The sequence below is a fragment of the Bacillus sp. JNUCC-22 genome (assembly GCF_018861275.1).
GTDB lineage: Bacteria > Bacillota > Bacilli > Bacillales > Bacillaceae > Bacillus > Bacillus velezensis.
In genome coordinates this window covers 1,201,102-1,214,588 of record NZ_CP076408.1, presented here as the reverse complement: position 1 = coordinate 1,214,588, position 13,487 = coordinate 1,201,102, and the positions used below count along the sequence as shown (strand labels likewise).

General features: G+C 47.0%; 13 protein-coding genes. 4 read left to right on the top strand and 9 right to left on the bottom strand.

Translation table 11 applies throughout. The annotated features are described in order from the left end of the window. Nucleotides 1–23: 23 nt before the first annotated feature. From JNUCC22_RS06280 to JNUCC22_RS06245, 8 genes are all read right to left on the bottom strand, one after another. Nucleotides 24–1,517: a UxaA family hydrolase gene (locus JNUCC22_RS06280; protein WP_039062935.1), complete on the bottom strand. Its 1,494-nt coding sequence runs from the start codon at nucleotides 1,515–1,517 to the stop codon at nucleotides 24–26. Continuing rightward, the gene (locus JNUCC22_RS06275; protein ID WP_053104242.1) at nucleotides 1,514–2,959 is read right to left on the bottom strand and encodes a tagaturonate reductase; all 1,446 of its coding nucleotides are present in this window, start codon (nucleotides 2,957–2,959) and stop codon (nucleotides 1,514–1,516) included. Before JNUCC22_RS06275 ends, JNUCC22_RS06280 begins: the two co-directional genes overlap by 4 nt. A 75-nt stretch (nucleotides 2,960–3,034) precedes the next feature. Further along, the gene (locus tag JNUCC22_RS06270) at nucleotides 3,035–4,033 is read right to left on the bottom strand and encodes a LacI family DNA-binding transcriptional regulator (RefSeq protein ID WP_007407297.1); all 999 of its coding nucleotides are present in this window, start codon (nucleotides 4,031–4,033) and stop codon (nucleotides 3,035–3,037) included. Nucleotides 4,034–4,109: 76 nt separating this feature from the next. Further along, the gene (locus JNUCC22_RS06265; RefSeq protein WP_020955674.1) at nucleotides 4,110–5,495 is read right to left on the bottom strand and encodes an MFS transporter; all 1,386 of its coding nucleotides are present in this window, start codon (nucleotides 5,493–5,495) and stop codon (nucleotides 4,110–4,112) included. A gap of 24 nt (nucleotides 5,496–5,519) precedes the next feature. Further along, a complete protein-coding gene (uxaC, locus tag JNUCC22_RS06260) occupies nucleotides 5,520–6,917 on the bottom strand; it encodes a glucuronate isomerase (protein WP_081093612.1) in 1,398 nt (465 codons plus the stop codon). 175 nt (nucleotides 6,918–7,092) lie between these two features. Next, a complete protein-coding gene (locus tag JNUCC22_RS06255) occupies nucleotides 7,093–8,271 on the bottom strand; it encodes an NAD(P)/FAD-dependent oxidoreductase (RefSeq protein WP_197200250.1) in 1,179 nt (392 codons plus the stop codon). 39 nt (nucleotides 8,272–8,310) lie between these two features. Beyond that, on the bottom strand, nucleotides 8,311–8,727 hold the full coding sequence (locus JNUCC22_RS06250; protein WP_003154908.1) for a DUF1641 domain-containing protein: 417 nt from the start codon (nucleotides 8,725–8,727) through the stop codon (nucleotides 8,311–8,313). Nucleotides 8,728–9,113: 386 nt separating this feature from the next. Beyond that, a complete protein-coding gene (locus JNUCC22_RS06245; RefSeq protein ID WP_007407302.1) occupies nucleotides 9,114–9,611 on the bottom strand; it encodes a cupin domain-containing protein in 498 nt (165 codons plus the stop codon). Nucleotides 9,612–9,740: 129 nt separating this feature from the next. Between JNUCC22_RS06245 and JNUCC22_RS06240 the strand changes: the two genes are divergently transcribed. From JNUCC22_RS06240 to fetB, 3 genes are read left to right on the top strand one after another with little or no spacing between them, the layout of a single operon-like run. Beyond that, nucleotides 9,741–10,724: a DMT family transporter gene (locus JNUCC22_RS06240; protein WP_007407303.1), complete on the top strand. Its 984-nt coding sequence runs from the start codon at nucleotides 9,741–9,743 to the stop codon at nucleotides 10,722–10,724. A gap of 26 nt (nucleotides 10,725–10,750) precedes the next feature. Next, on the top strand, nucleotides 10,751–11,488 hold the full coding sequence (locus JNUCC22_RS06235) for an ABC transporter ATP-binding protein (RefSeq protein WP_072588992.1): 738 nt from the start codon (nucleotides 10,751–10,753) through the stop codon (nucleotides 11,486–11,488). Between the two features lies 1 nt (nucleotide 11,489). Then, complete coding sequence (fetB, locus tag JNUCC22_RS06230) at nucleotides 11,490–12,251, top strand: ABC transporter permease (RefSeq protein WP_015239663.1); 762 nt, start codon at nucleotides 11,490–11,492, stop codon at nucleotides 12,249–12,251. Nucleotides 12,252–12,276: 25 nt separating this feature from the next. Here the strand turns inward: fetB and JNUCC22_RS06225 are convergent, their stop codons facing one another. Continuing rightward, nucleotides 12,277–13,095, bottom strand: a complete 819-nt coding sequence (locus JNUCC22_RS06225) for a uroporphyrinogen-III synthase (protein ID WP_032871243.1) — start codon at nucleotides 13,093–13,095, stop codon at nucleotides 12,277–12,279. A 175-nt stretch (nucleotides 13,096–13,270) separates the two neighbouring features. Here JNUCC22_RS06225 and JNUCC22_RS06220 point away from each other — a divergent pair, with 175 nt between their 5' ends. Continuing rightward, nucleotides 13,271–13,456 carry a DUF8096 family protein gene (locus JNUCC22_RS06220; RefSeq protein WP_003154919.1) on the top strand — a complete coding sequence of 62 codons (186 nt, stop codon included), beginning with the start codon at nucleotides 13,271–13,273 and terminating at the stop codon, nucleotides 13,454–13,456. Nucleotides 13,457–13,487: the final 31 nt, after the last annotated feature.

The following is a 13,487-nucleotide window of genomic DNA, read 5'->3' as shown; positions in this document are numbered from 1 at the left end:
CTGTTGTCAGATCGCCTTTTCCCTTATAACGTCACACCGGACTTAAAGATTGCAAGCTCCCGAAAATCGTTTTTTTCGTTATTGACGAATTCTCCGCTTGCAACTTTAATAATGTATTGAATAAAATCTCTTACAATGTGATCTTCTGTTGTTTGGTCTTCCGCCAATCTGCCCGCGTTGTAATCAATCCAATGAGGCTTTGATTGAAATAAATCGGTATTTGTTGATACTTTCACAGTCGGGACAAATGTGCCGAACGGCGTGCCTCTTCCGGTTGTAAACAAAACGATGTGACAGCCCGCCGCGGCGAGCGCTGAAGAAGCGATTAAATCATTGCCGGGCGCACTGAGCAGTGTCAATCCCTTTGTTTTCAGTGTTTCACCGTATGTCAGCACATCAGAAACCGGTGCAAGACCGGCTTTTTGGGTGCAGCCGAGCGACTTGTCTTCGAGCGTTGAAATGCCGCCTTCCTTATTCCCAGGTGACGGGTTTTCATAAATCGGCTGCTCGTGCTTCATAAAATATTGCTTGAAATCATTGATCAATCGGACTGTTTTATGAAACACTTCTTCACTCGCCGCACGCTGCATGAGAATCGTCTCAGCGCCGAACATCTCAGGCACCTCCGTTAAGACCGTGCTCCCTCCCTGTGCAATCAAGTAATCTGAAAATCTCCCTAATAAAGGGTTTGCGGTGATGCCGGAAAAACCGTCCGACCCGCCGCATTTCAATCCGATGCTCAATTCTGACAGCGGAATCTCCTCACGTTTATCTCCCTTTGCCGCAAGGTGTATCTCTTTAAGAAGCGCAGTACCCGCTTCAATTTCATCTGTGACAGCTTGTGATTCGAGAAATTTCACCCGATCTCCATTCACTTCAGAAAGCGTTTCCCTAATCGCCGCCAGCTCATTATTTTCACAGCCGAGCCCTAAAACCAGCACACCGCCCGCATTTGGATGACGGATGGCGTTCATCAGCATTTGTTTCGTATTCTCATGATCATCGCCAAGCTGGGAGCAGCCGTATTGGTGCTTTAAAACCAGCACATTGTCAAAGGGCGCAATGTCTTTCGCCTCTTTTACGAAGCGCTGCAGGATTTTCTCAGCGACGCCGTTAACGCAGCCGACTGTAGGCACGATCCACAGTTCATTCCGGACGCCGGATGTACCGTTTTCTCTTCTGTAGCCTTTAAATGTCCGGTTCTCATTTGTAAAAGGATTGTCCTCGAAGCGCGGTGAATACGTGTATTCTTGCACATCGGATAAATTCGTTTGCAGATTATGGGTATGAATATGCTCGCCGGCCGAAATCCGCCTTGTCGCACGCCCGATTGAAAAACCGTATTTAATGATGCTGCCGTTTTCTTCAATGGTTTGCAGCGCGATTTTATGCCCCCGCTTTACAGGGTCCTTCACTTCAATCGTCAGTCCGTCTGTATGCAGCCGCTCCCCTTTGTTAAAATGGCGCATGGCGAGAAGCACGTTATCGTTTTTATGGATTTTTATGACCTCTTTCATTTCACTTCCCCCTTTTTGCCGCAGCATTCATGTATCGCCTGCTTCATACCCCGCTCATGAATGACAGACAGAAAAAAAGCCGTTCGTTCAGTCAGCCCCGGAAGATGGTTCAGATTCTTTCCCCACAACCGGTCTTCTCCTAATATGGCAGACGCCGCTTGAAACATATCATCTTTGCAATGGGACCGAGCCATTTGAAAACGGTTAAGAACCTCCTCGCAGTCAGCCGGTTTGTTCGGTCCGTTCCAGTATGAATAGATCATGGCGCTGAACGAAAATACCAGCTTCTCAGGTAGCCGGCCCTCCTGTTCGATATAAGCCTTCAGCGTCGGCAGGTTTCTTGTTTTGAATTTCGCGGCGGCGTTAAGGGTAATGCTTTGCAGATAATGGTGGATATAAGGGTTTTTAAACCGCTGTAACACATCTGCCGCGTATTGGGTGACATCCTCCATTTGCAGCACAGGGAGGATTTCTTCATTGATCAGCTCTTCAATGAATCTGCCCGTCACCTCGTGCTCAGCCGCTTCCCGGACGGTTTGCAGTCCGTATAGTAAAGCCACTGGCGCCAATGCCGTGTGAGCGCCGTTTAAGATTCTCACCTTTTTTGTCCTGTAAGACGTAAGGTCAGACGTGATCAGTGCGTTCAGCCCGGCCTCAGCAAAAGGAAGCTCATTCTGAAGCTGTTCCGGCCCTTCTATCACCCACAAATAATAATGCTCACCAACCACAAGCAGACGGTCTTCGTATCCGAGAAAATCGGTAAGTTCTTCCGCGGTATCAACAGGAAATCCGGGAACAATCCGATCCACGAGGGTATTGCAGAAGATGTTCGCGTCATGAATCCATTGAGTAAAACCAGGTTCCAGCTCCCACAGCCCGGCATATTGAAGCACGGCCGCCTTCAGTTTCCGTCCGTTTTCTTCGACCAGTTCACATGGAAGCACAATACACCCTTTCTCGGCGTCACCCGCAAATGCCTTATAGCGGAAATAAAGGAACGCCGCTAATTTCCCGGGGAATGTTTTTTGAGGTCTATCCTCAAGCCGGTCGCCTTTCTCAAACGTAATTCCCGCTTCTGTCGTATTGGAAATGATAAAACGAAGCTCCTCTTGTGCTGCCAGCCGTTTAAAGGAATCATAGTCAGAAAAAAGATCAATGCCGCGGCTGATGGATTTGACGATCATGTGTTCTTCAGCCGGTTTTCCGTCCTTTATCCCCTGCAAAAAAAGCGTAAATAAACCGTCCTGCTCGTTTAAACGTTTTATTTTCTCAGAGCCTCTCGGCTGTACGGCGACAACGCTTCCGTTAAAATCCGTCAATTGATTCAATTGATCGATCTGCCAGTCAGCGAAAGCCCGCAAAAAGTTGCCTTCACCGAACTGAAGGACTTTTTCAGGATATTGAATGTATTCGCCGCACATCTTTTTATTCAGCTGCTGCAAGCTGTCCGCCTCCTTCTGTATTTATGCACACGTTAACATTTCTCCGTGTGAAAACCCGGATATTCAGACGGGCCGTTATGTGAGTTTTTTAATGGAATCTCTTATCATCACCTCGGTGTTTTCATATATTTTTTCCGCCGCCGTATCCGGGTCGGCGATTAGCGCCAAAATCTTCTCTGCGCCAAGTATGCTGATGTTTTCAACCGGGCGTTTTACTGTCGAAAGCCTCGGCGTCATGTATTGGGAAATGCCGATGTCATCAAACCCGATAACGGATATATCTTCCGGAACGTTCAGGCCCTTGGCGAAAATGGCGTTCATCGCCCCGATCGCCATATCATCGTTTGAACAAAAAACAGCCGTAGGCGGTGATTGAAGCGCCAAGAGTTTTTCCATCGCCTGACTGCCGCTTTCCATATCATAGCGGCCTTTTACACTGTATTCATGCTTAATCGGAATAGAATGATCAATTAAAGATGTCAAATAGCCTTCTTTCCGCTGAGAAGTTGACCTGAATCCTTCCTTTCCCTCAATGATCGCGATATCTCTGTGTCCGTTTGCGATCAGGCAGTCGACCGCCTGTCTGGAGCCTTCTTTATCGTTTGACAGGATATTCGTGATGCTCCGGTCATCAATGTCCCGGTTCAGCACGACAAGCGGGATGTTTTTCTCGCGGATATGATAAATAAATGAATTATCACTGTCGCTTTGGCTCATTAAAATGATTCCGTCATATCTCATGGGCGTAATGGTTTCAAAGCTTTTCAGGTCGTCAATCGCGCGGACGAACAAATTGTATTCCTCACTGATTGTGCGGTTTACACCTTTGATGGTATCGGAAAAAAAGCTGTGTGAGGTTCCGTTTGTGATGCTTGTAAAAAACAGCCCGATCGTATGGGACTTTTGCATGGCAAGGCTTTTTGCATTTACATTCGGTGTGTAATTCAGCTGTGAAGCGAGCTCTAATATTTTCTGTTTTGTATGCTCTTTAATGTAGGGGCTGCCGTTAAGTGCCCGGGATACGGTTGTGTGGGATACGTTGGCGAGTTTTGCGATATCTTTTATGGTTACCATCGTTTTTCCTTTCTTTCTGTATGCTGTCATTTATTTCTATTGTACCATTAACGGACAGTCCATAAAATCACTAAAGTTAAGGTTTTGCATGATGTAAGTCCTGAACGAGCTCGGCATGCTGCCGGTCCGTCAGCTTATACATCAAACCGATAATCAGCATGGCGCACGCTAAAGCGAAAGCCGGGTACAGCAGCAGAAGCCCTTTAATCCCGATCAGCGTGCCTTTTGTCTGAGATGCATTCGGGATATAGCCGATAACGCTCAGCCCGATGCCTGAAAGAAAACCTGATAAAGATTGGGCGAGTTTTCTGGAGAAGTTGAAAAGCGAATATGTCGTCGCCTCCTTCCGTTCACCCGTCTTCCATTCCCCGTAATCAATAATGTCCGACACAAGCGCCCACGTAATGCCGTTTGGTATGCTGATCCCGATAAAAGCAATGCTCGCTAACGCCGTAAAGATATATACATTTGACGGCAGACAGAAATTCAGCGCATCAGCCGCGGCGCTGACGGCAAAACCGATCATCACCGTTTGCTTTTTTCCGAAACGTTTGACGAGTTTCGGCATAAACAAAACACCTAAAAATGAAGAACCGATGATGATAAAACTCATGTAGGACATCAGCTCCGCATTGTTGAGATTGTACTGGGCGAAGTAAACAAGCATAGCGGATTTAATGTTATATGCCGATATTGAGAAAATCGTCATGAAAACGACGGTCAGAAGCGGTTTGTTGCCGATAAAGCATTTGAAAACCGACATGACGGACAGCTTTTCTTTCGGCGCTTCACGGACGATAATTCTTTCTTTGCAGTTTCGGTAGCAGATCATAAATCCCGCGATTCCGATTACGGCCATCATTCCCATGACTGCCGGGTAGCCGATGTGAACGTTATCAAAATGAACAAGAATCGGGATGACGATGACACTTGTAATGAGCAGCGCGCCGAGGGAGCCTATCTGGCGGAATGCGGAAAGCGCCGTTCTGTCCTCCGCATCCTGTGTAATGGCCGCGCCGAGAGAGCCGTACGGAATATTGACGAAAGAATAAGCGACCCCCCACAGCATGTAAGAAGCATAGGCGTACACAAGCTTCCAGGTGACGCTCACGTCCGGTGACACAAAAATCAATACGGTCATGACCGCAAGAATAATACTTCCGAATAATAAGTACGGCCTGAATTTCCCCCGGGGTCCGATCTTTTTTCTGTAGTCAATGGCCGAGCCGACAATCGGATCAGTCAAAGCCGCAAACAGCTTGCTGACCAAAAAAATACTGCCGGCGAACGCTGCCGGAATGCCTGCGACATCTGTGAAAAACTTCAGCAAATAGATCTGCCCGAGATCAAACATAAATCCGTTCCCAAAATCTCCAAAACCATAGGATACTTTTTCTTTCAGACTCAGCTTATGCTCCTTCACTTTTGCGGCAGGTGCTGTCACGACAGGCACATTACTCATAGGCCACCTCTTTCATTCCATTTTTTAAAAGCGGAAATATTCCTCAGCATTCCGGTAACAAATCCCCTCGACAATCTTTCCTAAAAGCTCCATATCGTAAGGCGCTTCGCCTTGTTCCGCCCAGCCGCCGATCAGCGTGCAGACAAGCCGCCTGAAGTATTCATGGCGGGGATAGGACAGGAAACTTCTTGAATCCGTCAGCATCCCGATAAAACGGCTGAACAGGCCTGTGTTTGATAACGCTTTCATTTGCTGGAGCATTCCATCTTTCGTGTCATTGAACCACCAGGCTGTGCCGAATTGAATTTTCCCCGGTGTTTTCCCATCCTGAAAGCTGTTGATCATGCTGGCGATAATATAGTTGTCATTCGGATTCAAAGAATACAAAATCGTTTTAGGCAATTGCCGCTTTTTTTCGGCGGCATCTAACAGCCGGGCAAGCGGTTTTGCGATACGTTCATCATTAATTGAGTCATATCCCGTATCAGGACCGAGGCTGCTGAACTTATTTGTATTGGTATTTCTTAACGCGTTAATATGGAACTGCATCGCCCAGTCCAGTTCGGCGTAAAGACCGCAAAGATATTGCAGTGTCCGTGTTCTGAATTTCTTTTCATCTTCAAAAGACACATGCTCTCCGCTTAATCCGGCTGCAAAAATCCGGGCCGCTTCCTCTTCGGTCGTCTCGGCATAAACCATTTGATCTAACGCATGATCCGACACTCTTCCCCCGGCATTGTGAAAAAAGCGGACGCGGGATTCTAACGCATCTAAATACGATTGGTAGGTGGTGACAGCCATTCCGGAAGCGCTCTCCAGCGAACGGACCCAATCGGCAAAACCCGGGCTGCTGATGTCCAGTCCTTTGTCAGGCCGAAATCCGGGCAGCACTTGAACCGGAAAATCACTTTCTTTCAACAGTTCGTGGTATGTCAGCGCATCGGCAGGATCGTCGGTTGTGCAAATGACTTTGACATTTGATTTCAGAATGAGATCCCTTGCGCCAAACCCGTCTCCCTGCAGGAGCTCATTCGTTTTTTTCCAAATTGCCGCGGCCGTTTTTTCATTCAATACGTCATAAATGCCGAACCAGCGCTGCAGCTCTAAATGCGTCCAGCTGTACAGCGGATTGCCTATCGCCATCGGCACCGTTTTTGCCCAGGCGAAAAACTTCTCTTCATCTGAAGCGTTTCCGGTAATGCAGCGCTCTTCAATGCCGTTGGCCCTCATGATCCGCCACTTGTAGTGGTCACCGTAAAGCCATGCCTCCGTAATCGTTGCGAAGGTTTTATTTTCATAGATTTCCTTTGGGCTTAAGTGACAGTGATAATCAATGATCGGCATGTTTTCGGCGTATTCCCTGTACAGCTTTACGGCCGTTGTACTATCCAGTAAAAAATCATCACCCATAAAAGCTTTCACACTTTCATCCTCCCTCTTAAAAAAATGTTAACGTTAACAAAATGGTTCTTTTTTATTTTAGCTTCCTCTTTCTCACATATCAATCATTTTTATTTTATTTTTCAGAAAATTGTATCCGTTAAAAAAAAGACACTGCCGAGAAAGTCCGGCAATGTCTTCTGTGTGATCTTAAGGATTAGTAAGCGAGGCTGAATAATCCTTTGATATGTGTTAAATAACGTACGTTACTTGCTTCTTTCATTAAAGATGCCGGAAGACCTTTCAGCGGAGTAGAGTTCGCTCCGATGATGGCAACCGCGTCTTTACGTCCGAGGCTTGCAAGCGTACCAGAGTTTACAGGCTTGAATGTTTCAAGCGTTTTTCCTTCTAAGTAAGCGAACAGGTTGTAACCCACAAGTTCACCCATCTGCCAAGCGATTTGCGCTGTCGGCGGGTACGGACGGCCGTCCGGCGCAAAGTATACAGCGCTGTCTCCGACAACGAATACATCTTCATGAGAAGTAGATTGTAAGAAATCGTTAACCGTCGCACGGCCGCGGTTCACTTCAAGGCCGGATTCGCCGACTAACGGGTTGCCTTGTACGCCGCCTGTCCATACAAATGTGTTGGCAACGACTTTTGAACCGTCTTTCAGATCAATAACGTTTCCTTCAACATTTGTAACAGGAAGACCTGTTAAGAACTCAACGCCGCGTTTTTCAAGACTTTTTGTCGCGCGTTCGATAAGATCATCAGGAAGAACAGGAAGAATTTTCGGACCTGCTTCTACTAATTTCAGTTTGATATCTTTCGGATCTACGCCGTATTTTTTCGTAAGGTTCGGCATGATGTCAGCAAGCTCACCGACAAGCTCAACGCCTGTTAAGCCGCCGCCGCCGATAAGGATCGTTGCATCAGCTTCGTTTTTCGTTTTAGCGTATTCACGCACACGGTCTTCCACGTGTTTGTATACTTTGTTGGCATCAGCAGCAGATTTCAGCACCATGCTGTTTTCTTCGAGTCCAGGAATGCCGAAATAAGCCGTAACAGAACCAAGTCCGACAACAAGCGCGTCATAAGTCAGCTTAGAACCGTCAGAAAGGGCAACTTCTTTCTTATCAACTGAGAAAGAATTGACTTCTGCGATTTTAATGTCGACGTCTTTTCCTTTCAGAAGTTTTTCAAGCGGCATAGCAACAGCCTGTTCAGACACGTTGCCGGCTGCAAGGCGGTGCAGTTCCGTAATGATTTGGTGAGTCGGGTATTTGTTCACAACGGTTACGCGTGCTTCATCTTTACTGTAATGTTTGCGAACGGTTAAAGCAGAAAGAACTCCGCCGTAACCAGCGCCTAAAATGACAATATGTTTTGACATCGTATATCCTCCGTCCTTTATATCAATTTGAATCTGAGATTATTTTTGTTTTTCGTTCATGATTTCAAGATAGCTGTTAGCAAAACGGAACAGCTTTTGAGCTTGAGGGTCTTTCAGCATGCGCAGCAGGCCGAAAAGTCCGATCGTTTCATTGCTTGCATCCGCGCGGTCTTTTGCTTCGATCGCAGTAGCCGCCACTTCTTTCGCTGTTTCTTTCACCGGCTCAAGAATTTCTGTAAGCGCACCCACTGTATCGCTCTTCAATACTTCGTCTGTCGCTACAGACTGTGCAAAATCATAAGACTTCGTTAAAATATTTACTAACTCAGTCAGTTTTGGAAGCTGATCCACTAAAACAGTCAGTGATTCTTGAACTTCAGGTTTTAGCAGCTGATCAATAAGATCGCGTTGGCCTTGGCTGACAGATGCATTTGTTTGATCGATTGTTTCTGGCATATCCGATTCTCCTTTACTATAAGCAGTATGCTGATTTTTTTGGAAAGGGTAGCCTTTCCCCCTTCATGCAGAAAAGCATGAAAAAGCAAGATTGTGAATTCATGCACAATCATTTACAAAAATAAATGTTTACTACCCAGTTTTTCACTTTGCCATATCCAGTATTATTTTTATATCAACAAAAACAATTGAATAAGTCAAAATTTCTTTTTCCTCTCTGAAAATAGCAAACATAAAAAACCCCAATTTGATTTACTCTTATATAATAACACTTTTTGAACAAAATTTGAACGTGAATTGTTTCGTTTATGAAATTATTTATATGGCGGGGGTGTAATAACGTTTCTTTTAGGCTATTTTTTTACAGACCATCCGCTTTTCCCCTGTCATTTTTCCCACAATTTTAATAGCGGGCCCGTTTTTCCCGTAAAGGGGTCGCATTCCGGGAGCGGGACACGGCTGATTTCTTCTGAAGTTCTATCATTTTTCTCCGTTTTTGTATCGTACTGCCGGCCGCCCGGATAAGCCCCGATCACGGTAAAATCAGAACTGCCCGACAGTTTTTTATGTCCGGTGCCGGCCGGAATGACCGCTGCGTCTCCCATTTGAAGAACGGCGTCCGCTCCTTGTTCCCCGCCGAACCTCAAAACCGCGTTTCCTTTTACCGCGACAAGAACTTCGTGCGTGGTGCTGTGAAAATGGTGATACGGAAATACTCCGCCCGTCCAGCTGTTCGACCAATCGTGCCGGCGGAGGACGGACTCTGCTTTCTGTACCGTTTCTTCATTAAATACCGCGTTATAAATAACAAGCGGAAGATTCGGGTTATTCGGAATGCGGCCGTCATCTTCAAAATAAAGCACTTGAATATCCTCTTTCTGCATTGTTTTCACCTCCGTATATGTCTGTTTCCCATTCATCATTTGTTAAAACGCTATTTTCTCATATTCCATTGCGAAGCCTGCCGGTGAATAGTATAGTATAAAAAAATATGTGTCAAAATGAGGGATTTAATGAAAGCCATCGTGATCGGAATATTGGCATCTCTGTTTTTTGCAGTCACCTTTATTTTAAACAGGGCGATGGAGCTTTCCGGCGGAAGCTGGATGTGGAGCTCTTCCCTGCGTTTTCTTTTTATGGTTCCGTTTTTATTTTTGATCGTTTATGTGAAAGGAAAATGGGCGCCGCTCTGGCATGAAATCCGAAAAAAACCGTTTTTTTGGCTGAAGTGGAGTTTTACCGGGTTCGTGCTTTTTTATGCCCCGATTACGTTTGCGGCGGCATATGGGCCGGGCTGGCTGATCGCCGGCACGTGGCAGATTACAATTGTCGCGGGTGTGCTTCTGTCGCCGTTTTTCTACGAAACAAAAAATTCACCGGCGGGCCCGGTTTCCGCCAGACAAAAGATCCCGCTGATTTCGCTGGTTACTTCCGTCATCATCCTGATCGGAGCCGGTCTGATTCAGCTTCAGCATGCGGGTTCTCTGTCCGGCCGCACGATACTATTCAGCGTTGTGCCGGTCGTCATCGCCGCTTTTTCCTATCCGCTCGGCAACCGCAAAATGCTGGAACAATACGGCGGAAAACTCGATACGTTTCAGCGGGTGCTCGGCATGACGCTCGCAAGCCTTCCGTTTTGGCTTTTGATCGCCGCTTTCGGCTGGCATAGAGACGGGCTTCCGTCAATGGGACAGACATTCCAATCCTTTATCGTCGCACTCAGCTCTGGCGTTATCGCAACAGTATTATTTTTCCGCGCCACCGATATGGTGAGGAATGAGCCGCAGAAGCTCGCTGCTGTTGAAGCGACGCAGTCCGGAGAGGTTCTTTTTGCACTGATCGGCGAAATCGTCTTTTTATCCGCGGCGTTTCCGTCACTTCTTTCATTTGCCGGACTGTTCATTATTATTGCGGGAATGGTCATGCATACATTCGCTTCCCGGCAGACAGACCAGAAAACGGCTGAGCAAACGTCAGCCAATCTCACCGGTTCCTGATTTTTTTACGAAAGGTGTCCTCCTGTATGAAAGAAGAAATTCCGGCAATATCTTTTCTGTCAGCCGGCAAACGCTTTGAACAAAACAATACGTCCTTTGATGTCCTAAGCCGTGTAACCGGACATATTCAAAAAGGTTCTATCACGGCGTTGATAGGGCCTTCCGGCGCGGGAAAAAGCACATTGCTGTCACTGTGCAATCTGATGAATACACCTGATGAAGGGGAAGTGCTTGTATTCGGAAAAGAAATAAGACACTGGGACATCAGAGAGCTCAGAAAAACCGCGGGCCTTGCATTTCAATCAGCTCCCGTCCTCGAGGGAACGGTGCGGGACAACCTTCTGCTCGCAGAAAAACTCCACGGGGCACAGCACTATACGCCTGAAAAGCTCGCAGATTTTACAGACCTTCCGCGCGTGCTTCTGGATCGAAATGCAAAAGAATTATCCGGAGGCCAGCGGCAGAAGCTCTCATTAGCGCGAACCCTCGCCGGACTGCCGTCCATCCTGCTGCTGGATGAAATCACATCGGCGCTGGACCCGTCATCCGTTCTCATCATTGAGAAACTGATTACGAAACTCCATCGGCAAAAACAGCTGACGGTCCTGTGGATCACCCATAACCTTGAACAAGCGGAACGATTATCCGATACGGTATGGTTTATGGCTGAGGGACGGCTTTTAGAGACCGCGGAAACGAAAACGTTCTTTAAGGAACCGAAACACGAAAAGGCCCGGGCGCTTTTACAAGGGAGCGGGTGCTGATATGAATGATCTTTCTCTATTATTGACAAGTATATTTGTCATTATTGCTTTATTCCTGTCTAAATCTTTTAAAGCCGGGGTCGAAAAGGATATGATCGTCGCAACCGTCAGGGCCGTCATTCAGCTTCTCATCATCGGCTATGTGCTGTCGCTGATTTTTCGCGGTGATCACCCGATATTTATCATATTAATGGTGCTTCTCATGCTCACGGCCGCTTCGCACAATGTCTCCAAACGGAAAAAAATGCGGATCGGCTCATTTTGGCGCGTTTTTCTGACACTGGCGATCGCGGAAACCGTGACGCAGGGACTTTTACTGACCCTTCACATCATTCCGTTCACTTCAAGATATGTCATTCCGATAAGCGGCATGGTCATCGGAAACTCCATGGTGCTCTCAAGCCTGTTTTTAAGCAGGCTCAGTTCGGAAGCAGACCTGCGGAAAGAAGAAATCCAGCTGATTCTCTCTCTCGGAGGAACGCCTAAGCAGGCCGTCCGGCAGATATTGACGTCCAGTATGAAGCTCAGTATGATCCCGACGCTTGAAAGCCAGAAAACATTGGGTCTCGTTCAGCTTCCCGGCATGATGACGGGGCAGATTTTAGCGGGGGCTGATCCGATACAGGCGGTGCGCTTTCAGCTGCTGATCGTTTTTACAACGATGGCCTCCGCTCTTCTTACATGTATCATACTCAGCGCCTTGACATATCCTTCCCTTTTCACGGAACACTGGCAATTAAAAAAATTCAGCAGGGAAGCGTAGGCTTTTTTCCCTGCTGAATGATGGTTTATGACAAGGTCAGAGATTCATAGTAACGGGATAATTCAATAATCATCGCTCCCATCCGCTCAATGTCCGGAGCAAGGACCCTCTTTACCCCTTCATCCCGGATCGCTTCAGCCGTCACTTTGCCGACTGCGGCGGCAAGCACTTGTTTTTCGAATGCCTGCTGCAATTCTTTTGTGGATCCTTTTTCTTTTGCATAATCAAAGAGAGAGCGCACTTGAATGGCTGTTGTAAAACATACGGCATCGACCTCTCCGTTTAACAGCTCTCCCAGCAGTTTATCAACCGTCTCCCTTTCAGGCGGAATATGCTGATACGGCAGAACAGGGAATACCTCCGCTCCGTTTTTCTCAAGGAACTCCGTTAAGACCGGCGCTTTTTCGCCATGAAGCTGTATCATGACTTTTTTATCTTTAAAGTCAAATCGTTCCAAGGAGCGGATCAGCCCTCTTGTTGTACCGTCTTCATCTGAGGCATGCGGCGTGATGCCGAGCTTTTTTAAGGCCGCATATGTTTTATAGCCTCTGCAGCCGATTTTCGCTTCATGAACGGCCGCTAAAAATTCTTCTTTCAGACCGATTTTTTCCGATACCGACAATAACGTTTCCGTACCGATGCCTGTGGTGAATATTACCCAGTCGGCTTTTTGCCCGGCAAATGTTCTTACGTCGGGTTCAATTTGATCCTCCGCCAGGTATACGGTTCCTTGGAGGGAACGGACGACCGCCGTTCCGCCCTGCTTTTCTATTAATCTTGTGATCTCTTCTGTTTTCCGCGAACCGCCGATGGCAATCCGTTTCCCGTTCAATCCTTTTCCCATCGCTGTTTTCTTCTTCCCTTCAGATGCCGGGCGCCCTATGGCAGGCCGTCATTTATTTCTATTATTGTTACGCAATCAGCCGGGAAAATCAAGCTATGCTCCCGTTGAATCCCCCGTGCAGTTGCTGTATCATTAACCGGGCAGAACGATTTGATTCGCGGAGGGATTTTCAATCATGGAAACAAAAAAAGAGTTCGAGACAAAAGGATACGATACTTCGGTCATTTATGAGTTCAATGAATATCCTGATGTTCACAGCGGCCGATGTGACAATTGCGACTACACGCTGTTTAAAAGCTCAGTGAAGGGCGGAAAATTTTTGAGGGAATGCCGGAGATGCGGCATGAAGAAAAACATATAACAAAACAGGCAGCCGTCTTCCGGTGCGCTGC

Excerpts from the sequence above, each read along its gene's own strand:
- JNUCC22_RS06280 (WP_039062935.1), bottom strand. The coding sequence starts at position 1,517 with ATGAAAGAGGTCATAAAAATCCATAAAAACGATAACGTGCTTCTCGCC.
- JNUCC22_RS06270 (WP_007407297.1), bottom strand. The coding sequence starts at position 4,033 with ATGGTAACCATAAAAGATATCGCAAAACTCGCCAACGTATCCCACACA.
- JNUCC22_RS06265 (WP_020955674.1), bottom strand. The coding sequence starts at position 5,495 with ATGAGTAATGTGCCTGTCGTGACAGCACCTGCCGCAAAAGTGAAGGAG.
- JNUCC22_RS06255 (WP_197200250.1), bottom strand. The coding sequence starts at position 8,271 with ATGTCAAAACATATTGTCATTTTAGGCGCTGGTTACGGCGGAGTTCTT.
- JNUCC22_RS06250 (WP_003154908.1), bottom strand. The coding sequence starts at position 8,727 with ATGCCAGAAACAATCGATCAAACAAATGCATCTGTCAGCCAAGGCCAA.
- JNUCC22_RS06245 (WP_007407302.1), bottom strand. The coding sequence starts at position 9,611 with ATGCAGAAAGAGGATATTCAAGTGCTTTATTTTGAAGATGACGGCCGC.
- JNUCC22_RS06240 (WP_007407303.1), top strand. The coding sequence starts at position 9,741 with ATGAAAGCCATCGTGATCGGAATATTGGCATCTCTGTTTTTTGCAGTC.
- JNUCC22_RS06235 (WP_072588992.1), top strand. The coding sequence starts at position 10,751 with ATGAAAGAAGAAATTCCGGCAATATCTTTTCTGTCAGCCGGCAAACGC.
- fetB (WP_015239663.1), top strand. The coding sequence starts at position 11,490 with ATGAATGATCTTTCTCTATTATTGACAAGTATATTTGTCATTATTGCT.
- JNUCC22_RS06225 (WP_032871243.1), bottom strand. The coding sequence starts at position 13,095 with ATGGGAAAAGGATTGAACGGGAAACGGATTGCCATCGGCGGTTCGCGG.
- JNUCC22_RS06220 (WP_003154919.1), top strand. The coding sequence starts at position 13,271 with ATGGAAACAAAAAAAGAGTTCGAGACAAAAGGATACGATACTTCGGTC.